19 protein-coding genes are annotated in these 22428 nt (G+C 69.8%); 3 read left to right on the forward strand and 16 right to left on the reverse strand.

Annotated elements, in window-relative coordinates:
- Window positions 1-138: 138 nt before the first annotated feature.
- From ACIBKX_RS00855 to ACIBKX_RS00910, 12 genes are all read right to left on the reverse strand, one after another.
- Entirely contained in the window at window positions 139-474 is a 336-nt protein-coding gene (locus ACIBKX_RS00855; RefSeq protein ID WP_003957010.1) for an RNA polymerase-binding protein RbpA, read from the reverse strand.
- A 193-nt stretch (window positions 475-667) separates the two neighbouring features.
- Window positions 668-898, reverse strand: coding sequence for a preprotein translocase subunit SecG (secG, locus tag ACIBKX_RS00860; RefSeq protein WP_135329442.1), 231 nt, complete (start codon window positions 896-898; stop codon window positions 668-670).
- A 152-nt stretch (window positions 899-1050) separates the two neighbouring features.
- Window positions 1051-1827, reverse strand: coding sequence for a triose-phosphate isomerase (tpiA, locus tag ACIBKX_RS00865; protein ID WP_363272307.1), 777 nt, complete (start codon window positions 1825-1827; stop codon window positions 1051-1053).
- Between the two features lie 6 nt (window positions 1828-1833).
- The gene (locus tag ACIBKX_RS00870) at window positions 1834-3045 is read right to left on the reverse strand and encodes a phosphoglycerate kinase (RefSeq protein WP_363272308.1); all 1212 of its coding nucleotides are present in this window, start codon (window positions 3043-3045) and stop codon (window positions 1834-1836) included.
- A 109-nt stretch (window positions 3046-3154) separates the two neighbouring features.
- Window positions 3155-4165, reverse strand: coding sequence for a type I glyceraldehyde-3-phosphate dehydrogenase (gene gap, locus ACIBKX_RS00875; RefSeq protein WP_363272309.1), 1011 nt, complete (start codon window positions 4163-4165; stop codon window positions 3155-3157).
- 179 nt (window positions 4166-4344) lie between these two features.
- Window positions 4345-7311 carry a M14 family zinc carboxypeptidase gene (locus ACIBKX_RS00880; protein ID WP_363272310.1) on the reverse strand — a complete coding sequence of 989 codons (2967 nt, stop codon included), beginning with the start codon at window positions 7309-7311 and terminating at the stop codon, window positions 4345-4347.
- Between the two features lie 174 nt (window positions 7312-7485).
- A complete protein-coding gene (gene whiA, locus ACIBKX_RS00885) occupies window positions 7486-8475 on the reverse strand; it encodes a DNA-binding protein WhiA (RefSeq protein WP_160504363.1) in 990 nt (329 codons plus the stop codon).
- A complete protein-coding gene (yvcK, locus tag ACIBKX_RS00890) occupies window positions 8466-9473 on the reverse strand; it encodes a uridine diphosphate-N-acetylglucosamine-binding protein YvcK (RefSeq protein ID WP_363272311.1) in 1008 nt (335 codons plus the stop codon). The genes whiA and yvcK overlap by 10 nt, the downstream gene beginning before the upstream one ends.
- Window positions 9470-10405 (reverse strand): RNase adapter RapZ, encoded by a 936-nt coding sequence (gene rapZ, locus ACIBKX_RS00895; protein ID WP_363272312.1) that lies wholly within the window; start codon window positions 10403-10405, stop codon window positions 9470-9472. Before rapZ ends, yvcK begins: the two co-directional genes overlap by 4 nt.
- The gene (uvrC, locus tag ACIBKX_RS00900; protein ID WP_363272313.1) at window positions 10402-12459 is read right to left on the reverse strand and encodes an excinuclease ABC subunit UvrC; all 2058 of its coding nucleotides are present in this window, start codon (window positions 12457-12459) and stop codon (window positions 10402-10404) included. Before uvrC ends, rapZ begins: the two co-directional genes overlap by 4 nt.
- Before the next feature lie 128 nt (window positions 12460-12587).
- On the reverse strand, window positions 12588-13367 hold the full coding sequence (locus ACIBKX_RS00905) for a hypothetical protein (protein ID WP_363272541.1): 780 nt from the start codon (window positions 13365-13367) through the stop codon (window positions 12588-12590).
- A gap of 5 nt (window positions 13368-13372) precedes the next feature.
- On the reverse strand, window positions 13373-14041 hold the full coding sequence (locus ACIBKX_RS00910) for a papain-like cysteine protease family protein (protein WP_363272314.1): 669 nt from the start codon (window positions 14039-14041) through the stop codon (window positions 13373-13375).
- 226 nt (window positions 14042-14267) lie between these two features.
- Here ACIBKX_RS00910 and ACIBKX_RS00915 point away from each other — a divergent pair, with 226 nt between their 5' ends.
- The gene (locus ACIBKX_RS00915; protein WP_363272315.1) at window positions 14268-15224 is read left to right on the forward strand and encodes a hypothetical protein; all 957 of its coding nucleotides are present in this window, start codon (window positions 14268-14270) and stop codon (window positions 15222-15224) included.
- A 64-nt stretch (window positions 15225-15288) separates the two neighbouring features.
- Here the strand turns inward: ACIBKX_RS00915 and ACIBKX_RS00920 are convergent, their stop codons facing one another.
- On the reverse strand, window positions 15289-15714 hold the full coding sequence (locus tag ACIBKX_RS00920; RefSeq protein ID WP_363272316.1) for a Rieske (2Fe-2S) protein: 426 nt from the start codon (window positions 15712-15714) through the stop codon (window positions 15289-15291).
- 228 nt (window positions 15715-15942) lie between these two features.
- Between ACIBKX_RS00920 and ACIBKX_RS00925 the strand changes: the two genes are divergently transcribed.
- A complete protein-coding gene (locus ACIBKX_RS00925; RefSeq protein ID WP_363272317.1) occupies window positions 15943-16854 on the forward strand; it encodes a carbohydrate kinase in 912 nt (303 codons plus the stop codon).
- A gap of 12 nt (window positions 16855-16866) precedes the next feature.
- Here the strand turns inward: ACIBKX_RS00925 and ACIBKX_RS00930 are convergent, their stop codons facing one another.
- Window positions 16867-17721, reverse strand: coding sequence for a helix-turn-helix transcriptional regulator (locus ACIBKX_RS00930; RefSeq protein ID WP_363272318.1), 855 nt, complete (start codon window positions 17719-17721; stop codon window positions 16867-16869).
- A 102-nt stretch (window positions 17722-17823) separates the two neighbouring features.
- Between ACIBKX_RS00930 and ACIBKX_RS00935 the strand changes: the two genes are divergently transcribed.
- Complete coding sequence (locus tag ACIBKX_RS00935) at window positions 17824-18393, forward strand: YceI family protein (RefSeq protein ID WP_363272319.1); 570 nt, start codon at window positions 17824-17826, stop codon at window positions 18391-18393.
- A gap of 10 nt (window positions 18394-18403) precedes the next feature.
- Here the strand turns inward: ACIBKX_RS00935 and ACIBKX_RS00940 are convergent, their stop codons facing one another.
- Both ACIBKX_RS00940 and uvrA read right to left on the reverse strand, forming a co-directional pair.
- On the reverse strand, window positions 18404-19168 hold the full coding sequence (locus tag ACIBKX_RS00940) for a crotonase/enoyl-CoA hydratase family protein (RefSeq protein ID WP_363272320.1): 765 nt from the start codon (window positions 19166-19168) through the stop codon (window positions 18404-18406).
- A gap of 79 nt (window positions 19169-19247) precedes the next feature.
- Window positions 19248-22256 (reverse strand): excinuclease ABC subunit UvrA, encoded by a 3009-nt coding sequence (gene uvrA, locus ACIBKX_RS00945; RefSeq protein WP_363272321.1) that lies wholly within the window; start codon window positions 22254-22256, stop codon window positions 19248-19250.
- Between the last annotated feature and the right edge of the window lie 172 nt (window positions 22257-22428).

Here is a 22428-nt window from a genome sequence, read left to right on the forward strand (position 1 = left end):
GGTATGAGAGTTCTGCGGCTGTCTGTCCGTACACGTAACGGGAAACGTCACGTGAAAGACGGACCGGCCCGGACAAGAAGGCCGGACGGGAAAGCGCGGCGGCCGAACACCCGAAGATGTCCGGCCCCGTCACAAGTCCTAGATCTCGCCCCGCAGTTTGGCGAGTGCTTCGGCGAGAATCGCCTCGCCGTCCGCGTCGCTGCGCCGCTCACGTACGTACGCGAGATGCGTCTTGTACGGCTCGGTGCGCGGCGGGTCCGGCGGGTTGTCCCGGTCCTGACCGGCCGGGAAGCCGCAGCGGGGGCAGTCCCAAGTATCGGGAACCTGCGCGTCGCTGGCGAAGCTGGGCTGCGTCTCGTGCCCGTTGGAGCACCAGAAGGAGATGCGCAGACGCGGCGCTGACTCACCGCGCTCGGCCTCGCCCATCGGCCCCGCCCCGACCCGACTTCCTCGGATCGCGTTGCCACTTGCCACGGTCGTAACTCCCTGCGTGATGGTGCTGCTGCGGGCGCCTCAGTCTACGTAAGGCCCAACGCGCGTCCAGTGTGCGGAGTTACACCCCCACCCTAAGACGCAAGCCCCATGATAATCCGCGCTTGTGAGCACGCACCGTACATGGGGCTTTCAGCGAAGCTTTCGCAAGGTAAGAATCAGGCCGCTTTCGCGGTCAGTTGTTCACCTTCATCAACAGACCGAGCACGACGATGCACGCGAACCAGAGAAGACCGACCACGACGGTGATGCGGTCGAGGTTGCGCTCGGCGACCGACGAGCCGCCGACGGACGACTGCATGCCGCCACCGAACATGTCGGAGAGGCCGCCGCCCTTGCCCTTGTGCATCAGCACCAGCAGCATCATCAGCAGGCTGAAGACGATCAGGGCGATCGAGAACCCCATAACCACGGCTGGACCAACTTCCTCGGATCAGATCTGACGACGGGGCCGGGGCTCTGTTTTAGAGCGTCATACGCTCTGTTTTAGAGCGTTATGCGCTCTATTCGAGAGCCGCCGACCCCGCAAGGGTACGTCGTAACGCCGCTACGGCATACTCACTGCTCGCTGAAGCGGACGATCTTGACGAACTCGTCCGCGTCCAGGGCGGCACCGCCCACCAGGGCGCCGTCGACGTCGGGCTGCGCCATGATCGCGGCCACATTGCCGGACTTCACCGAGCCGCCGTACTGGATGCGCACCTTGTCGGCGAGCTCCTGGGAGTACAGCTCGGCGAGGCGGCCGCGGATCGCACCGCAGACCTCCTGGGCGTCCTCGGGGGTCGCGACCTTGCCGGTGCCGATGGCCCACACGGGCTCGTAGGCGATCACGATGGACTCGGCCTGCTCGGCGGGGATGCCCTTGAGGCCGCCGTCGATCTGGTTGAGCGTGTACTGGATCTGCTGGCCGGCCTCACGGATGTCGAGGCCCTCGCCGACGCAGAGGATCGGGGTCAGGCCGTGCCGGTAGGCCGCCTTCACCTTCTCGTTGCAGATCTCGTCGGTCTCGTCGTGGTACTGGCGGCGCTCGGAGTGGCCCACGGCCACATACGTGCACTTCAGCTTGGAGAGCATGGGGCCCGAGATCTCACCGGTGTACGCGCCGGTGTCGTGCGCCGAGATGTCCTGGGCGCCGTACTTGATCTTGAGCTTGTCGCCGTCGACCAGGGTCTGCACGGAGCGCAGGTCGGTGAAGGGCGGCAGGACGGCGACCTCGACCGCCTCGTAGTCCTTGTCGGCCAGGGCGAAGGCGAGCTTCTGGACGTGGGCGATGGCCTCAAGGTGGTTGAGGTTCATCTTCCAGTTGCCCGCCATCAGCGGGGTGCGCGTAGTCATCAGGTGTCAGTTCTCCAGTGCGGCGAGGCCGGGGAGCGTCTTGCCCTCAAGGTATTCGAGGGAGGCGCCGCCGCCGGTCGAGATGTGGCCGAATGCGTTCTCGTCGAAGCCTAGGTTGCGGACGGCCGCAGCGGAATCGCCGCCTCCGACCACGGTGAAACCGTCGCAGTTGAGCAGGGCCCGCGCGACGGCGGCCGTGCCCCCGGCGTAGTCGGGGTGCTCGGCGACGCCGACCGGGCCGTTCCAGAAGACGGTCTCGGCGTCGGCGATCTTCGCGGCGAAGAGCTCACGGCTCTTGGGGCCGATGTCCAGGCCCTCCATGTCCGAGGGGATCTGGTCCGCGTCGACGGTCTTGAAGTCGGCCGGGGCCATCGTCTTCAGGTCGGGGAAGTCCGTGGAGACGAGGACGTCGACGGGGAGAACGAGCTCGACGCCGTTCTTCTCGGCGCGCTCCATGTACTCCGTGACGACCGGGATCTGGTCCTCCTGGAGGAGGGAGATGCCGACCTCGTACCCCTTGGCCTTGAGGAAGGTGTAGGCCATACCGCCGCCGATGAGGAGACGGTCGGCCTTGCCGAGCAGCTCGTCGATGACGGCGAGCTTGTCGGAGACCTTGGCGCCGCCGAGGATGACGGTGTACGGGCGCTTGACGTCCTCGGTGAGCTTCTTCAGGACGCCGACCTCGGTGGCGATGAGGTAGCCCGCGTAGTGCGGCAGACGGGCCGGCAGGTCGTACACGGAGGCGTGCTTGCGGTGCACCGCGCCGAAACCGTCGCCTACGTAGACATCGGCCAGGGCCGCGAGCTGGTCGGCGAAGGCGCCGCGCTCGGCGTCGTCCTTGGACGTCTCGCCGGCGTTGAAGCGGAGGTTCTCGATGACGGCGACCTGGCCGGGCTGCAGTCCGTCCACCGCGTCGTGCGCGGCGGGGCCCACGGTGTCCTGCGCGAACGCGACGGGCGCGCCCAGGAGTTCACCGAGCCGCTCGGCGGCGGGCAGCAGCGAGAACGCCGGGTCCGGGGCACCCTTGGGGCGGCCCAGGTGCGAGGCGACGACCACCTTGGCACCCGCGCCCGCGAGGGCCTTGACCGTCGGCAGGACGGCACGGATGCGGCCGTCGTCGGTGATGGTGCCGTCGGCGAGCGGCACATTGAGGTCGGCTCGGACAAAGACCCGCTTGCCCTCGACCCCTTCGGCGAGAAGTTCGTCGATCGTCTTCATGGCTGGACTCCTGGACTCCTAAAAGAGGGCTGACGTGCAACAAGGCCCGGACCACGCAGTATCGCGCGGTCCGGACCCTGTGCTCACATCGAGGTGCCTGCTCTGCCGATCAGAGCTGGCCGCCGACGAAGACCGTGAGGTCGACGAGGCGGTTGGAGTAGCCCCACTCGTTGTCGTACCAGCCGAGGATCTTCACCGACGTACCCTCCTGGACCATGGTCATCAGGGAGTCGAAGGTGCAGGAGGCCGGGTCGCTGACGATGTCCGAGGACACGATCGGGTCCTCGGTGTAGTAGAGGATGCCCTTGAGGTCGCCGTCGTCGGCGGCCTTCTTGAACGCGGCGTTGACCTCGTCCTTGGTGACCTCGCGGGAGACCTCGACGACCAGGTCGGTGGCGGAGCCGGTCGGGACCGGGACGCGCATCGAGATGCCGTCGAGCTTGCCCTTGAGCTGCGGCAGGACCAGGGCGGTGGCCTTGGCGGCACCCGTCGTGGTGGGAATGATGTTCTCGGCGGCGGCACGCGCGCGACGCAGGTCCTTGTGCGGGAAGTCCAGGATGCGCTGGTCGTTGGTGTACGCGTGGATGGTCGTCATCAGGCCCTTGACGACGCCGAAGTTCTCGTCGAGGACCTTCGCCATCGGCGCCACACAGTTGGTGGTGCAGGACGCGTTCGAGATGATGTGGTGCTGCGCCGGGTCGTACTTGTCCTGGTTGACGCCCATCACGATGGTGATGTCCTCGTCCTTGGCCGGAGCCGAGATGAGGACCTTCTTGGCGCCGCCGGCGATGTGCTTCTCGGCGTCCGCCTTCTTCGTGAAGATGCCCGTGGACTCGATCACGATGTCGACGCCGAGCTGGCCCCAGGGGATGTCGGCGGGGTTGCGCTCGGAAAGGACCTTGATGGTGTGGCCGTCGACCGTGATGGTGTCCTCGGTGTGCGACACCTCGGCCTTGAGACGGCCCAGGATGGTGTCGTACTTCAGGAGGTGCGCCGTGGTCGCGGTGTCACCCAGGTCGTTGACAGCCACGATCTCGATGTCCGCACCCTGCTCAAGCAGCGCCCGGAAGTAGTTGCGCCCGATGCGGCCGAAGCCGTTGATGCCTACGCGGATCGTCACGAACCGATCTCCTCGTATAGGTACGCCGGTTTCAGACGCCGGCGAGTTGTATGGGATGTCCCCGACCGCCTCCGACCCTACCTCTCTGACGGCCCCGGAGTGACATCGAGAGAGGCGATATGCGGCAGGTTGGCCCCTACCCCCGAGTAGGGGCAGGGGCCGTACTTCGTCACGGAGCGTCAGCGGCTCAGATGTGCCAGGGAGGCGCCCATTAGAGCGGTGCGCTCTGGGGTTCCGGGCACATGCTCGAACCCGAAGCCGAGGAGCACACTGTCACGCGCTGTGACCGCCGCATAGGGTTTGTAGAGCTCCCCGGTGCGCGCCCAGTCGCCTGTGATATTGGGGCTCCCCACCGGGGCCGGCGAGACGGCCCAGACGCCGAGTCCGGACTCGAATCCCTCTGTCTCCTTCGCGTCCCCGCCGACGACCAGCTGGGCGTTGTCGGCGAAGAGTCCGCGGCCGCCGCTGGAGGGGTCGGTGACGGAGCTGAGCGACACCTCGATCTTCTTGCCCGCGTAGGCGCTGAGGTCGAAGGCGACGGGCTTCCAGCCGCCGGAGGATCCGGTGAAGCTGTTCCAGACGCCGCTGGTGCCGCTCGCCGTGCAACCGGTCGCCGTTTGCGTCAGGTAATGGCGCAGGAACGGGTGGCCGTTGATGAAGAACCCGGCCCCGCACTCGGCGGGCACGGTGGTGGACGAGTTGCCGTTGCTGTCCGGCAGTGTGCTCCAGTCGTCGGCGCCGACCGTGTGTGCCTCCAGGAGGCCGTGGTCGTAGCCGGGCTCCAGGTTCCAGTTGAGCGCGAACCGCAGCTCCGGCTTGTCCGCCGCCGTGACGCCGGTCAGGTCGATGGTGCGGGTCAGCCGCTTCCAGTCCTGGTCGGCGTGGGTCGCCGACGCCATGCCCTGGCCCTCGAAGGGTGCGTACGGGTTGCTGAGTCCGGGGTAGCTGCCGGCCGCCGCGCTCTTGAACTGCGGGAACTTGTCGGCGGGCAGACTGTCGGACGTGACGGTGTAACGGCCCGCCTTGTCCAGGGGGTTGGCGTCGGCGGCGGCGAGCGGGGTCGTGACCCCGTTGAGGGCGCCGCTGCCGCTGAAGCTCGCCGCGCCGGGCGCGGAGAGCCGCTCGTACGCGCCGAGGTAGTACTGCGCGAAGTCGTCGGTGAGCGCGTCACCGAGGTCCACGTTCGTGCCCGTGCGCTCGCCGGACTCGATCAGCTTGCCGCCCTCGTTGAGGTAGGCGCGCAGGGCGAGTTGGGTGGGCGCGCCGGGCACGGGGTCGCCGGTGTAGTGCACGACCGCGGAGAAGTGCGACAGGACGCCGAGCGGATGCGGGGCGCCCTGCTTGGCGACGTCCCAGACGGCGGCCGAGCGGCCGTTGCCCTTGAGGGCGTCGACGTACTTCTGGGCCTGCGTCGCGGGTGCGCCCTCCTCGGCGACGACGAGGGTGCTCCCCTTGGGCCGTTCGGCGACGGTGTACGTGAAGTGCTCGCTCTCGGTGCGGCCCTTCTTCGTACGTCCCGTGAACCACACCTCGACCTTGTCGCCCACGCGCGCGCCCTCGACCTCGGCGCGGTACTGGTCGAAGTGCAGGTTGTCCTCGCCGCCGTATGTCTCGCCGCCCTTCCAGGCCGCGAGGGCGCCATCGACGGCCCGCGTACGACCGCCGTTGACGCGGTAGTTGAGCTTCTTGTCCCGCACCGACTTGCGGGCGGTCACGGCGACCTCCTGGTCGCCTCCGCGCGCGTACGACGTGGAGAAGGCGTCCGGGGTGAAGTCCGGGGCCTCGATGCCGGTGACGGAGACCGGCTGGTCGGGGTGGAGCGCCGTCTCGGCGACGGCGAGCGCGAAGGGCACGTTCTTCGCGAACTCCTGCTGGATCAGCTTCTCGTCGTCCGGGAAGGTGAAGATCGAGGCGCAGTCCTCGGGCTTCCAGGGGTCGTTCGGGTCGATCGCGGAGACGGTCTGGCAGGTGGACATCTCCGGCGTGAACATGGAGATGCCGTTGATGTTGCCCGCGTGGCCGTCCGCCTCGCCGTTGGTGGTGTAGAGCTCGGAGGCGACCTGCGGGTGGTAGCCGGGGATCGCGGGCTTCTCCGGGGTGCCGGCGAGGGCCTTGTAGAGCACGTCGTCCGGGGTGGGCGTGGCGACCTGCCAGCCCACTCCGTAGAGGATCAGTTCGGCCGCCGAGTGGTAGTTGATGCCGTACTCGAAGCCGATGCGCTTCTGCAGGCGGTCGAGCGCCTTGGTCTCGGGCTCGGACATCGGGCCCGTGCCGCGATAGGTCTCCGAGGAGGGCGCCGGGGACGAACCCTCGTTGTCGTAGCCCCACTTGTACTGGAAGTTGCGGTTGAGGTCGACGCCGTCGCCCGCGGCGATCTTGCCGTCGCCGTCGATGTCGCGGAGGTTCTTGCGCCACTGGCGGTTGCCGTCGGCGGCGTGCGTGAAGTCGTAGCCGTCGGGGTTGGCGGAGAGCACGAACCACAGCTCGGTGGAGTCCACCAGCTTGGTGATGCGCTTGTCCTTGCCGTAGTTGTCGAGGTAGTGGTGCAGCAGGCGGCGGTTCATCTCGGGGGTGATCCACTCGCGCGCGTGCTGGTTGGAGAGGTAGAGCGTGGCGGGCTTGGCCCCGTCCTTGGACTTCTTGGCGCCCTTGGAGAGCTTCAGCGCGAGGATGTCCTGGCCCTTGAGGGTCTTGCCGATGGAGACGACCTTGGTGAGGTCGGGGTGGGCCTGCCCGGTCTTGACGATCTCTTCCTTCAGGCCGCCTTTTCCGCTGTACGGCCGGAAGACGCCGTCCCCCGCGGCCTTGAGCTTCTTCACGGTGCTCGCCGAGACCTTGTGCTCGGTGAGTTCGATGCCCTCGCGCTCTACGCCCTTGGCCTGCGCCTCGGTCAGATAGACCTGGACGCGGGCGGTGCCGCGCTCGGGCGCCTGGCCCGCGAGTTCATGGGCGTCCTGGCCCGCCTTCACCAGGATCGGGATCTGCTGCTTGGTGACGTCCGCCTCGTAGACCTTGACGGCCGCCGGATCGTCGGCGGCCGGGGCCTGCGGGTCGGGCTGTGCGGATGCGCCCGGCGCGGCGACGAGGCCGCCGATGAGCAGCGCGCCCGCGGCGACGACGGATCTGGCTCTTGCTCTTCGTCTCATGAGCCCCCCTTGCAGTTGTCCGGCACATACGTGCGGGACGCCAGGCTCGTGACACTTCATGATCATGTCAATATGGCGGGAAGAGGGACAAGGGGCGTTCAAGACGGGCATACGTAAGCCGCCGGTGCCCAAGGGGACACCGGCGGCTCACGAGGCGTATGTGACGCGTGGTGCTCAGACCGCCATGTTGTCGGCGAGCTCCTCGCTCAGATTGGACTCCGTGCCCGGGATGCCCAGGTCCTGGGCCCGCTTGTCGGCCATGGCGAGCAGCCGGCGGATCCGGCCCGCGACCGCGTCCTTGGTCAGCGCCGGGTCGGCGAGCGCGCCCAGCTCCTCCAGGGAGGCCTGCTTGTGCTCCATGCGCAGCCGCCCCGCGGCCGCCAGGTGCTCGGGCACCTCGTCGCCGAGGATCTCCAGGGCGCGCTGCACGCGGGCGCCGGCGGCGACCGCCGCGCGGGCCGAGCGGCGCAGATTGGCGTCGTCGAAGTTGGCGAGCCGGTTGGCGGTGGCCCGCACCTCGCGGCGCATCCGCCGCTCCTCCCAGGCGAGCACCGACTCATGGGCGCCGAGCCGGGTGAGCAGCGCGCCGATCGCGTCGCCGTCCCGGACGACGACCCGGTCCACGCCGCGCACCTCGCGGGCCTTCGCCGCGATCTGCAGCCTGCGGGCGGCACCGACCAGCGCGAGCGCGGCCTCCGGGCCCGGGCAGGTGACCTCCAGGGACGAGGAGCGCCCCGGCTCGGTCAGCGAGCCGTGCGCGAGGAAGGCGCCGCGCCAGGCGGCCTCCGCGTCGCACGTGGCCCCCGAGACCACCTGCGGCGGCAGCCCTCTGATCGGACGGCCGCGGCCGTCCACGAGTCCCGTCTGCCGGGCCAGCTGATCGCCGCCCGCCACCACCCGTACGACGTAGCGCGAGCCGCGGCGCAGCCCGCCGGGAGCCATCACGATCAGCTCCGAGCTGTGCCCGAAGATCTCCAGGATGTCCCGCTTCAGCCGCCGCGCGGCCATCGCCGTGTCCAGTTCCGCCTCGATCACGATGCGGCCGCTCACCAGGTGAAGGCCGCCCGCGAACCGCAGGATCGCCGAGACCTCTGCCTTCCTGCAGCAGGTCCGGGTGACGGGAAGCCGGGAGATCTCGTCCTTCACCGCTGCCGTCATCGCCATGGGCCGATCCTTCCATGCATCCGAAAAATACGGTCGTACGCGGTGGCCAGAAGCTCCGGATCGTGCCTCGGAGTGCCGTCGGGCTTGGCCACCGGCGCCAGCTCGACCGTGGCACCGAGCCGCTTGGCGGCATCGGTCAGTGACTCACGGTCGGGCACGGCGGCGTCGTCGGCCAGCACCACGTCCAGGGCGAGTTTAGGGGCGTGTCGGGCCAAAACCTCCAAATGACGCTGCGGAGAGAACCCATCGGTTTCACCGGGTTGCGGCGCGAGGTTCAGCGAGAGCACCCGGCGGGCCTTCGTCTCGATGAGCGCGTCGAGCAGTTCGGGCACCAGGAGATGCGGGATCACCGAGGAGAACCAGGAGCCCGGGCCGAGCACCACCCAGTCCGCGTCGAGGACGGCGGCGACCGCCTCGGGGACCGCCGGCGGGTCGTGCGGTACGAGGTGCACGGACTGCACCTCGCCCGGAGTCAGCGCCACCGTGGCCTGCCCGCGCACCGTGTCCACGTCGTCCGGGCGCTTTGGGTCATGGCCCTTGACCAGCGCCTGCAGCTCGAGCGGCACGGCCGACATCGGCAGTACGCGGCCCTGCGCGCCGAGCAGCTTGCCGACCAGGTCCAGGGCCTGGACATGGTCGCCGAGCTGCTCCCACAGGGCGACGATCAGCAGATTGCCGACCGCGTGCTCGTGCAGCGCGCCCTTGGACTGGAAGCGGTGCTGGATGACGCGGGCCCAGGTCTGGCCCCAGTCGTCGTCCCCGCACAGGGCGGCGAGCGCCTTGCGCAGGTCGCCGGGCGGCAGCACGCCCAGCTCGTCGCGGAGCCGCCCGCTGGAGCCGCCGTCGTCGGCGACGGTGACCACGGCGGTGAGGTCACCGGTGATGCGGCGCAGCGCCGCCAGGGACGCGGACAGCCCCATTCCGCCGCCGAGCGCCACCACCTTGGGCTGGGTGCCCCGCTTGCGGCCCAGACGGTTCAGCCGCAGGGAAGCCTTCACTCTCGCCCCATGTCCCGGTGGACGATGACGGTCTCCACTCCCTCGGACGCGAGGCGGGCGGCGAGCTTCTCCGACATGGCGACGGAGCGGTGCTTGCCGCCCGTGCAGCCGACCGCGATCGTCACGTAACGCTTGCCCTCGCGGCGGTAGCCCGCGGCGATGAGCTGGAGCAGCTCGGCGTACCGGTCGAGGAACTCCTTGGCGCCCGGCTGGTTGAAGACGTACGCCGCGACCTCCTCGTTCTGGCCGGTGTACTGGCGCAGCTCCGGGACCCAGTGCGGGTTCGGCAGGAAGCGCATGTCGACGACCAGGTCGGCGTCGACCGGAAGCCCGTACTTGAAGCCGAAGGACATCACCGTGGCCCGCAGCTCGGGCTCCTCCTCGCCCGCGAACTGGGCGTCCATCTTGGCGCGCAGCTCGTGCACGTTCAGGCTGGAGGTGTCGATCACCAGGTCGGCGTCGCCGCGCAGCTCGCGCAGCAGGTCGCGCTCGGCCGCGATGCCGTCGACGATGCGGCCGTCGCCCTGCAGCGGGTGCGGGCGGCGGACCGACTCGAAGCGGCGCACCAGGGCGTCGTCCGAGGACTCCAGGAAGACGATGCGCCGTGTCACGTTCTTGGACTCCAGCTCCGCGAGGGAGTCGCGGAGGTTGTCGAAGAAACGCCGTCCTCGTACGTCGACGACCACCGCGATGCGGGCCACGTTGCCCTGCGAGCGGGCGCCGAGCTCCACCATGGTGGGGATCAGCGCGGGCGGCAGGTTGTCCACGACGAACCAGCCGAGGTCCTCCAGACACTTCGCCGCCGTGCTGCGTCCGGCGCCCGACATCCCGGAGATGATCACCAGCTCGGGGATCGCCGCGTCGGGGACTCCCGGCGTCTCGATGGACGTGCCCGTACTCACTTGCTCGCCGCCTTCGTCATGCTCATTCATGGTGTGCCCCCGTCGTTCTCTGCGGTGCCCACGGTCGCGGGCTCCTCGTTCGCACTGCCCGAGGTGCCCTGCGTGGTGGGCTCCTCATCTTCAATGATCTCTCCGGTCGCCGTATTCACGGCGGGCGCCACGGGAGCCGCGTCCGCGAGGGCCACGACGATCGCCTCGGCCGTCTTGCGGCCTATCCCGGGGATCTCGCAGATCTGCTCGATTGTCGCGGATCGCAGCTTCTTCACCGAACCGAAGTGCTTGATCAGTGTCTGCTTGCGCGCGTCGCCCAGGCCGGGCACGGCGTCCAGCGGCCCCGCCTTGAAGCGCTTGGCCCGCTTGGCGCGCTGGTAGGTGATCGCGAAACGGTGCGCTTCGTCACGTACGCGCTGGAGGAGGTAGAGCCCCTCGCTGGTGCGGGGCAGGATCACCGGGTCGTCGTCGCCGGGCACCCAGACCTCTTCGAGGCGCTTGGCGAGGCCGCAGACCGCGATGTCGTCGATGCCCAGCTCGTCCAGGGCGCGCTGGGCCGCGGCGACCTGCGGCTGGCCGCCGTCGACGACGACGAGCTGCGGCGGGTAGGCGAAGCGCTTGGGACGCCCGTCTTCTTCGGTCAGGCTCTCCTGCTCGGCCCCGGGGGAATCGGGCGACCACTCCCCCGTCTTCTCCTTGTCGGCGAGGTAGCGCTTGAAGCGGCGGGTGAGGACCTCGTGCATGGAGCGGACGTCGTCCTGGCCCTCGAAGCCCTTGATCTGGAAGCGCCTGTACTCGCTCTTGCGGGCGAGGCCGTCCTCGAAGACGACCATCGAGGCCACCACGTCGTCGCCCTGGAGATGCGAGATGTCGTAGCACTCGATGCGCAGCGGGGCGCTGTCGAGCTCCAGGGCCTCGGCGATCTCCTCCAGGGCGCGGGAGCGGGTGGTCAGGTCGGAGGCGCGCCTGGTCTTGTGCAGCATGAGCGACTGCTGCGCGTTGCGCGCGACGGTCTCCATGAGCGCCTTCTTGTCGCCGCGCTGCGGGATGCGCAGCGAGACGTTCGCGCCGCGCCGCTCCGTGAGCCACTCCTGGACGGGCTCTATCGGGTCGGGCAGCGCGGGCACGAGGACTTCCTTCGGTACGGAGTCCCCGCTCTCCTCTCCGTAGAGCTGCTGGAGTGCGTGCTCGACGAGGTCACCGCTGGTGACCGCCTCGACCTTGTCGGTGACCCAGCCGCGCTGACCGCGCACCCGGCCACCGCGGACGTGGAAGATCTGGACGGCGGCCTCGAGCTCGTCCTCCGCCAGGGCGATCAGGTCGGCGTCGGTGGCGTCGGCGAGGACGACGGCGCTCTTCTCCATGGCCTTCTTGAGCGCCTCGATGTCGTCACGGAGGCGGGCCGCCTTCTCGTACTCCATCTCCTCGGCGGCGTCCGTCATCTGCCGCTCCAGACGGCGGATGTACGTCCCGGTGCGGCCCGTCATGAATTCGCAGAAGTCCTCGGCGAGTTCGCGGTGCTCCTCGGGGGAGACCCGCTCGACGCAGGGCGCCGCGCACTTGCCGATGTAGCCGAGCAGGCAGGGGCGGCCGGTGCGGGCGGCGTTCTTGAAGACACCGGCGGAACAGGTCCGCACGGGGAAGACGCGCAGGAGCAGGTCGACCGTGTCGCGGATGGCCCAGGCATGCCCGTACGGCCCGAAGTAGCGCACGCCCTTCTTCTTGTGGCCGCGCATCACCTGGACGCGCGGGAACTCCTCGTTCATCGTCACCGCGAGGTACGGATAGCTCTTGTCGTCGCGGTACTTGACGTTGAACCGGGGGTCGAACTCCTTGATCCAGCTGTACTCCAGCTGGAGCGCCTCGACCTCGGTGGAGACCACGGTCCACTCGACCGATGCCGCGGTCGTCACCATCGAGGCGGTACGCGGGTGCAGGTTGGAGAGATCCTGGAAGTAGTTGGCCAGGCGCTGACGCAGGCTCTTCGCCTTGCCGACGTAGATCACCCGGCGGTGTTCGTCACGAAACTTATAGACCCCCGGCGAGTCGGGGATCTGTCCCGGCTTGGGGCGATAGCTGGAGGGGTCTGCCATGCTCCACACCCTACTGGCGGGGGGTGACAGTCCGGGGGCTGGAGGGTGAGGCGGGGGCGGTCGGCCTTCCCCCCCCCACCCGCCCTAAAGGGCGGGTGGGGGGAAGCCCGGCCGGAGGGCGGGCCAGGTTAGCTGTGTTGCCGGGTGCGGCGGCGTAGGAGCATTGCCCCTGAGAGGCCCAGGGCAAGCACGGCTCCCGCGCCGGCTATCGAGGAGGCCAGCGTTATGGGGCCGGCGGGTGAGGGGTTGCCGGAGGGCGGTGCGTAGCCGCCCGCCTCGCCGGACTTGGCGTAGCCGCTGCCGGGCAATTTGTCGGCGTACGCAGCATGGACACGCTTCTGATAGGCGGCCACCGAGACACCGCCGGAGCCCACGGCAGCCCTCGCGTCGGCGTCCAGCGGCAGCACCCGGCCGCTCCCCTGGACGTACCAGGCGTCGATCTGCGGCTCGCGGAAAACGGTGCCTCCGGGGAGCTTCTCGGCGCCCACGCGCGCGTACCGCGTCTCGTCGTCCCCGGTGGCGATGTTCACGACCTTCCAGGACCCGCCTTCCTCGACGGTCCAGAGGGAGGCCTTCTGGCCGTCCGAGGAGACCGCCTTGCTGGCGAGGAACTCGAGGCGGGCGACCGGCGCCCCCTTCTTCCCCGCGACGAACTCCGGGGAGAGGTAGTACACGGGCACGGCGTCCCCCTGGACGCGGGGATCGGCCGCCGCCCTGCTGACGGCTCCCTCCCGCGCGAAGAAGCGGGACAGGGTGTCCAGCGTCCCCGGCGCGCTCGCCGCCTTGTGCGCGGCGGCGCGCGAGGACTCAGAAGGGCCCGGCTCCGCGGCGGCGTGCGGGGCGGCGAGGCCGAGGAACACCGTGGCGACGGATCCGGCGAGCGCGGCTCGCAGCAGTTGACGGCTCATCGCGCTCACGCCCCGATCCGGTACAGCGAGTGGGTCCAGGAGAAGGTGTTGTTGCCGACATACCAGTCGTGCGAGGCCCAGTTGTAACGGTCGCTGGAGGGCCAGGGATCGCCCCAGTAGACCCAGCTCTGGGCGTCGTCGTAGCCGTAGATGACGTGCATGTGGCCGCCGCCGCCCGACCACTGGATGCGGGTCTCGACGGGCCGCCCCGCGTTGATCTCGGCCTGCACGGTCGGATAGCGCAGCCACCCGGTGACGTACGAACCAGAGTTGATGCCCGCCCACTCCAGACCGCTCTGTACGTTGCCGAGCGTGGCCTGGTTGTTGGGGCACTCGGTGTTCTGGTTGCGCCCGAAGGCCGCGTTGCAGAACTGGTTCTGGCTGTACTTCCTGCCGTAGAAGGCGGCGATGGTGTTCCCTCCCGCCGCCCAGCACCAGTTGGTCTTCTCCTGGGCCTGCATCGTGATGTTCAGCCGCTTGGCCGCGAGAGCCGACGGGGCAGACGAGGTGGACTGGGCGGATGGGGCAGACGGGGCGGGCTGGGCCGGCTGAGTCGACGGATCGGCGGGCGCCGCCGTAGCCGTCGCCGCCGGCGCGGCCACCAGTGCCGCCGCCACGACGGCGAGCGCGGACAACCGTCTGCGCCCGCTGTACCTGCAGTTTCTCTGGCGCATCGCGTTCCTCCCGAGGGGAGTGAGGGGTGGAGGAGCGCGTCCGGACGCTGCGATTGAGCATCGAGTGTTGTCCGGTGCAGGTCAACACGGTTCAATGCGGGATTACTTGGGCCGTGAACGGCGGCGTACGTATGTGAACACCCCTCGTACGCCCACCTGGTGGCCCGCTCCGACCGGCGCGTACGCCCGGCCGGCCGAAGTGAACGTTCACAGAAGGGGCCTTGCGATGCGGCACGGGACAGAGCTCGCGGACGGCACTCCTGCGGACCTGGAGACCGTCCTGCGCACCGGCCCCTTCCATGTGGCGCTGCGGGCCGCGATCGCCGCCCGCCGCCTCCCCCTGCAACGCGTACGCCATCATCTCGCCCGGCAGGGCGTCAACGTCGGCGTGACGAGCCTGAGTTACTGGCAGCAGGGCGCGCGCCGCCCCCAGCGCACCGAGTCGCTGCGTGCCGTACGCGCCCTGGAGGAGATCCTCCAGCTCCCTGAAGAGTCACTGATCCGGCTCCTCGCCCAGCCCGCCCACTCCTCTGCGGCCCCGGGCTTCGAACGCCCCGCCGCCCGCTCCTACCGCTCCCTCCTGGAAGCCTCCGACGTCGTGCAGCGGCTCCTCGCCGAGCTGGAGTCCCCGCTGGACGGCGGGCTGCACACCATCGGCCACCACGAGCGGGTGCGGATCGGGGCGCGCCGCGAACTCCTCGGCCGCGACTCCCAGCACGTCGTACGCTCCCACCGGGACGACGTGGACCGCTACCTCGCCATCTACCACGGGGACCCCGGCTGCGTACCCGAACACATCGGCGTACGCGCCCTGGAGAACTGCCGCACCGGGCGGGTGCGCTGGCACCACGAGACGGGGGTCCTCGTCGCCGAGCTGCTCTTCGACGCACGGCTGCGCGCCGGGGACACCCATCTGTTCCGCTACGGCTTCGAGGACGGCACGGCGGGCGCGGCCACCGAGTATCTGCGCGGCTTCAGCTTCGCGGGCGGGCAGTACGCGCTGCAGGTGCGGTTCGACGAGGGCGCCCTGCCGCTGCGCTGCCACCGATTCGCCCAGCATTCGGCAGCCGCCCCGCGCGCGGGCCGCCGGGAACTGACGCTGAGCGGCCGCCACCGTTCGGTGCACCTCGTGGAGCCGCAGGTGCGGGCGGGAATACTGGGGATCGCCTGGGACTGGGAGTGAGCGGCCCGCCGACCATTGACCGCCGACCGCCGACCGCCGACCGCTGACCGCTGACCGCTGACCGCTATGCCCCCGGACCCGCGACGATCTTGCCCTTCTCCACCTTCACCGGCAGCTCGGGCAGCGGGCTGACGGCGGGCTCGTGCAACACCTTGCCGTTGGTCGCGTCGAACTCGCTGCCGTGGCAGGGGCAGATGAGCTTGTGCCCCTCCAGCTTGTTGATGGCACACCTCTGGTGCGTGCAGATCGAGCTGAACGCCTTGTACTCGTCGTCCGAGATCCGGCTCACGACCACGTTCTCGTCCTTGTAGAGCTTCGAGGCGCCCACCTTGATGTCGTCGGCAGCCCCGAGGTCCACCGGCGCGGTCGGCGCGGAACGGCTGCCGCCGCCGTCGCCGGACGAGCAGGCCGTGACGCCGATCCCGGCGGCCGGCACCAGGGCGGCGGCGCGCAGCACGGTGCGACGGGCGGGGGGCGGCGTGCCGGGCATTCGGGTCTCCACAGGTCAGGCGCTTCGGTGACGGAACTTCAGGGACGGAGCGTCACGGACGGATCTTCGGTGACGGATCAGACCATACCGGTGCGGCCTCGCCCGCCCGTGTTGGGCACGACCGTGCCCGAGTGCCGCCCGCATCGGCCCGCGCCCGCCCGGTGGCCCTAGCCTGTGCGTCAGCCGGGAGTACGGCGTCCACGACCGCAGAGCCGAGAGGAAACGCCCGTGATTGTCGTCGCCGGAGAGGCCCTGATCGACCTCGTCCCGGAGGGTGACCCCGGCGCCGGACTGCCCTCGCTCGCCCCGCGGCTCGGCGGCGGCCCGTACAACACGGCGGTGGCGCTCGGCCGGCTCGGCTCCCCCGTCGCCTTCTGCTCCCGGATCTCGCGGGACGCGTTCGGCGATGCGCTGGTGGACGGGCTGCGGGCCGCCGACGTGGACGTGTCGTACGTCGGACGGGGCGCGGAGCCGACGACGCTCGCCGTCGCCTCGATCGGCGCGGACGGTTCGGCCGGCTACTCCTTCTACGTCGAGGGCACTGCCGACCGGCTGTTCACCGCCCCGGACCGACTGCCCGGCGGCGTACGCGCGATGTCGTTCGGCACCTGCTCGCTCGTCCTGGAGCCGGGCGCGAGCGCGTACGAGGAGCTGATGCGCCGGGAGGCGGGACGGGGCGTGTTCGTGGCGCTCGACCCGAACATCCGCGCCGGTCTGATCCCGGACGCGGACGCCTACCGGGCCCGCTTCAAGAGCTGGCTGCCGTCGGTGTCGCTGCTCAAGCTGTCGGAGGACGACGCGAGTTGGCTCGGCGGCACACCGCGCGAGTGGCTCGCGTCCGGGCCCGGCGCGGTGGTGGTCACGCGGGGCGGTGCCGGGCTCACCGTCTTCACGCGGGACGGCGGCGAGTGGTCGGTGCCGGGCGAGCGGGTCGACGTGGCGGACACCATCGGCGCGGGCGACACCGTCAACGCGGCGCTCCTGCACGGTCTTTCCACGCGGGACGCGCTGTCTACGGAGGCGACGCTTTCCCTCGGAGCGGACGGCTGGGGCGAGGTGCTGCGCTTCGCGGCGCGCGCGGCGGCCGTCACCGTGTCACGGGCGGGCGCGGAGCCGCCGTACGCGGCGGAGCTGGCCTGAGGCGGCTGACGGTCAGCCGTTCACCGCGCGCAGGCCGCCGGGCCGACGGCCGCCCAGCCGGTCCAGCGCCGCCGACGTGGCGTCGTCGGCCGGCAGGTAGACCACCAGGTGCTGGCCGTCGCCCTCGGGCAGGGCGAGGGTCTCGTACGACAGACGCAGTGCGCCCGCCTCCGGGTGGGTCAGCCGGTCGATGCCGCTGCGCCGGGGCAGCCGCGGCACGGCCGCCATGCGGTCGGCGAACGGGGCGCCCGCGAGGACGGTCAGCTCGTCGGCGAACCCCACGGCATGCGGGTCGGTGAGCATGGACTCCAGCCGGAAGCCCGCCATCTGCTCGTCGGCCACGCTGTCCCAGTCGGGGTAGGCGGCACGGGCCCGCTCATCGGTGAACAGGAAGCGGATGAAGTTGGGCCGCCCGCCGTCCAGGAGACCGAGGGGGCGGACGATCCGCTCGTAACCCGATGTGTACGCGAGGACATCGCTCAGCCGGTTGAACAGGACGGCGGGGCCCGGCTCCAGGCGGTCGACGAGCGCCTGCACGGTGGGCCGCACCGACTGGGCCGGTGCGCTCGCCGTCGGGCAGCAGGGGTCGCCGGTCGCCTCCTTCTCCAGGCGCCGCAGATGGAACCGTGCCTCCACGGACAGCCGCAGGGCATCGGCGAGCGCGCCCATCACCTGCGGCGAGGGGTGGCGGTCGCGGCCCTGTTCGAGCCGGGCGAGGTACTCGACGCTGACGCCGGCGAGCGTGGCCACCTCGGAGCGGCGCAGGCCCGGCGTGCGGCGCCGGGGCCCTGTGGGCAGTCCGACCTCGGCGGGCGTGACCGCCTCACGGCAGGTGCGCAGGAAATTGCCCAGCTCGTTGTCGCTCACCGATCGAACGTACCAGCCTCCCCCGGACCGGATCGTGGCCCTGTCACTACCAGTCTCGGCCCGGCCTTCCTCGGGTCCGGGCGGGCGCACATCGTGGACGGCATGACTACTGAGAGCAGTGCCGGCACCGCGACGACCGCCCTTCCGCTGCCCGCCGGGGAGTGGGAGATCGACCCGTTCCACTCCGCCGTGAACTTCACCATCCGCCACCTCGGGATCTCCAAGGTGCGGGGCCGCTTCAGCGAGGTGTCGGCCGGCCTCGTCGTGGGCGAGAGCGCCGAGACCTCCTCGGTGACGGCGACCATCGCCCTGGCCTCGATCGACACCGGCAACGCGGACCGTGACGCGCATGTCAGGGCGCCCGATCTGCTCGACGTGGAGCGTCGGCCCACGATGACGTTCCGCTCGACGCGGGTGTCCGGCGAGGGCGAGGACTGGGCCCTGGAGGGCGAGCTGACCATCGGCGACGTCACCAGGCCGACCACGCTCGACGTCGAGTTCGGCGGCCTTCAGGCCTTCCCCGGCGACACGCGCCGCCACGCGGGCTTCGAGGCGACGGGCGAGATCCGCCGCAGCGACTTCGGGCTCGACTTCGGTACGGGGCTGCTCGGTGACGTGGTGAAGATCCAGCTGGACATGCAGTTCCTGGAGCCCGTGTCTTCGGAGAAGTGACTTTGGGGGCTCAGTCGTCCGTGAAGGCGCCGTGCCGTCCCGCTCCGGCGGCGAAGCGGGCGGCGCCTTCGGACGCCTCGGCGAACGACCGCAGCCCGTGCCTCAACTCGCCCGCCATGGCCTCCTCTTCGCTCAGCCCGGCCTGCTCCCGCACGGAGAGCCGGTCGCCCCGCAGACAGGTCTGCGGGAACGCGGCGATCTCCGCGGCGAGGCGCTCGGCCGCGGCGCGGGAAGTGCCGGGCGGCACGGTCCGGTTGACCAGCCCCATGGCGAGCGCCTCGGCGGCGGGCACGGGGCGGCCGGTGAGCACCAGGTCCATGGCCCGGCTCTCGCCGATGAGCCGCGGCAGCCGCACCGTCCCGCCGTCGATGAGCGGGACGCCCCAGCGGCGGCAGAACACTCCGAGTACGGCGTCCTCGTCGGCGACCCGCAGATCGCACCAGAGGGCGAGTTCGAGGCCGCCGGCGACCGCGTGTCCGGAGATGGCGGCGATGACGGGCTTGGAGAGCCGCATCCGGGTCGGCCCCATGGGCCCGTCACCCTTCTCGCTCACCTCGTTCCCGTCCGGCGTACCGATCGCCTTGAGATCGGCCCCCGCACAGAAGGTCCCGCCCTCACCCCACAACACGGCGACGGAGGCCTCGGGATCATCGTCGAACTCCCGGAAGGAATCGGCGAGTTCACGTGCGGTGGGCCCATCGACGGCGTTCCGTGAGGCGGGCCGGGACAACACGACGGTGGTGACGGGGCCTTGACGTTCGGTGCGCACTGACATGGCCTCAGTCTGGCGCCCCGTAAGGGGCGCGGGGAACTGCGCGATCAGCCACAACGCACCCCGCGCCCGACGGCGAACGTCAGCTCTTACGAGCCTTGGTCACCTTCTTCGGAGCAACCTTCTTGGCGGCGGCCTTCTTGGCAACCGTCTTCTTGGCCACCGTCTTCTTGGCAACAGCCTTCTTCGCGGTCGCAGCAGCGGAAACCGCGACCCGCTTACGCCCCTGTGAGGGCATATCGCTGATGCGGTCTGCGGCAATGATGTCCCGCAAGAACTTCCCCGTGTGGCTCGCCGGCACCCCGGCGACCTCCTCGGGCGTGCCCTCCGCGATGACGAGACCGCCGCCGTTGCCGCCCTCGGGGCCCATGTCGACGACCCAGTCGGCCGTCTTGATGACGTCGAGATTGTGCTCGATGACGATGACCGTGTTGCCCTTGTCGACAAGCCCGGAGAGCACCGTGATCAGCTTGCTGATGTCCTCGAAGTGCAGACCGGTGGTCGGCTCGTCGAGGACGTACACGGTCCGCCCCGTCGACCGCTTCTGCAGCTCGGAGGCCAGCTTCACGCGCTGGGCCTCACCACCGGAGAGCGTCGGCGCGGACTGCCCGAGACGGACGTACCCGAGACCGACGTCGTTGAGCGTCTTCAGGTGACGCGCGATTGCCGGGACCGCCTCGAAGAAGCCGAGCGCCTCCTCGATCGGCATGTCCAGGACCTCGGCGATGGACTTGCCCTTGTAGTGGACGTCCAGCGTCTCGCGGTTGTAGCGCGCCCCGTGGCAGACCTCGCACGGCACGTACACATCCGGGAGGAAGTTCATCTCGATCTTGATGGTGCCGTCACCGGAGCAGTTCTCGCAGCGGCCGCCCTTGACGTTGAAGGAGAAGCGGCCGGGCAGATAGCCGCGGACCTTCGCCTCCATCGTCTCCGCGAAGAGCTTGCGGACGTGGTCGAAGACTCCGGTGTACGTCGCCGGGTTTGACCGGGGCGTACGGCCGATGGGCGACTGGTCGACGTGCACGACCTTGTCGACGAGGTCGTCGCCGTCCACGCGCGTGTGGCGGCCGGGAACGGACCGTGCGCCGTTCAACTCCCTTGCCAGGTGCGTGTAGAGGATGTCGTTCACGAGCGTCGACTTGCCCGATCCCGAGACACCCGTGACCGCCGTGAGGACGCCGAGCGGGAAGGAGACGTCGATGTCCTGGAGGTTGTTCTCCCGGGCGCCGTGCACCGTGAGCTGGCGGGCGGGGTCCGCGGGGCGGCGGATGTCCGGCACCGGGATGGACTTCTTGCCCGACAGGTACTGCCCGGTGACCGACTTGTCGTTGGCGAGCAGCTCCTTCATGGAGCCGCTGTGCACGACCTTGCCGCCGTGCTCGCCCGCGCCGGGGCCGATGTCGACGACCCAGTCGGCGACCTTGATGGTGTCCTCGTCGTGCTCGACGACGATGAGCGTGTTGCCCATGTCGCGCAGGCGTACGAGCGTCTCGATCAGGCGGTGGTTGTCGCGCTGGTGGAGGCCGATGGACGGCTCGTCCAGGACGTAGAGCACGCCGACCAGGCCGGAGCCGATCTGGGTGGCCAGGCGGATGCGCTGGGCCTCGCCTCCGGAGAGGGTGCCCGCGGCGCGGTTCAGCGAGAGGTAGTCCAGGCCCACGTCGACCAGGAACCGCAGCCGTTCGTTGACCTCCTTGAGGACCCGCTCGGCGATCTTCTTGTCGCGGGCGCCCAGTTTCAGCTCGGCGAGGAAGTCCGCGCAGTCGCTGATGGACATCGCGGAGACCTCGGCGATGGACCGGCCCATGACCGTGACGGCCAGGACGATCGGCTTGAGGCGCGTGCCCTCACAGGTGGGGCAGGGCACCTCGCGCATGTAGCCCTCGAAGCGCTCGCGGCTCGCGTCGCTCTCGGCCTCGCTGTGCCGGCGCTTGACGAAGGGGACGGCGCCTTCGAAGGCGGTGGTGTAGACCCGCTCGCGGCCGTATCGGTTCCTGTAGCGCACTTCGATCTGCGTCTTGTGCCCGTACAGGAGGGCCTTCTTGGCGCGCTGCGGGAGGCCCGCCCAGGGCATGTCCGTGGAGAAGCCGAGGGCGTCGGCGAGGGCGCCCACGAGGCGGCCGAAGTAGTCCTTCGTGTGGCCGTGCGACCAGGGGTGGATGGCGCCCTCGTCGAGCGACTTGTCCTCGTCCGGGACGATCAGCTCGGGGTCGACCTCCATCCTCGTACCGATACCCGTGCAGTCCGGGCAGGCGCCGAAGGGCGAGTTGAAGGAGAAGGAGCGGGGCTCCAGCTCCTCGAACGACAGGTCGTCGTACGGGCAGTAGAGGTGCTCCGAGTACATGCGCTCGCGCTCGGGGTCGTCCTCGGGGAGGTCGACGAAGTCGAGCACGACCATGCCTCCGGAGAGCCCGAGGGCGGTCTCCACGGAGTCGGTCAGGCGGCGCTTGGCGGAGTCCTTCACCGTGAGGCGGTCGATGACGACCTCGATGGTGTGCTTCTCCTGCTTCTTCAGCGTGGGCGGCTCGGAGAGCTGGATCGTCTCGCCGTCGACCCGAGCGCGGCTGTAGCCCTTCGTCTGGAGGTCGGCGAAGAGGTCGACGAACTCGCCCTTGCGCTCGCGCACCAGCGGGGACAGGACCTGGAAGCGGCTGCCTTCCGGCAGCTCCAGGACCTTGTCGACGATGGCCTGCGGCGACTGCCGGGAGATCGGGCGGCCGCACTCGGGGCAGTGCGGCTTGCCGATGCGGGCGAAGAGCAGGCGGAGGTAGTCGTACACCTCGGTGATCGTGCCGACCGTCGAGCGCGGGTTGCGCGAGGTCGACTTCTGGTCGATCGAGACCGCGGGCGAGAGGCCCTCGATGAAGTCGACGTCCGGCTTGTCCATCTGGCCGAGGAACTGCCGGGCGTACGAGGACAGCGACTCGACGTACCGCCGCTGGCCCTCGGCGAAGATCGTGTCGAACGCGAGCGAGGACTTGCCCGACCCGGAGAGCCCGGTGAAGACGATGAGGGAGTCACGCGGGAGGTCGAGCGAGACGTTCTTGAGATTGTGCTCGCGCGCGCCACGGACGATGAGACGGTCGGCCACGCCGGTCCGCACCTTTCTTGAGAGTGGTGACAGGGGCGGGACCCCCGTCGTTCACAGACTAGGGCGAGCCACTGACAACGCCGGGCTGCTTTCCCTGGACGGCAACAAACCCGGACCTTCAAGCATGCCCGATGCCGCACCCGACCATATAGCACGTGCATTCGATTTGCGG

This window comes from Streptomyces sp. NPDC050658 (genome assembly GCF_044457025.1).
Taxonomy (GTDB): Bacteria; Actinomycetota; Actinomycetes; order Streptomycetales; family Streptomycetaceae; genus Streptomyces.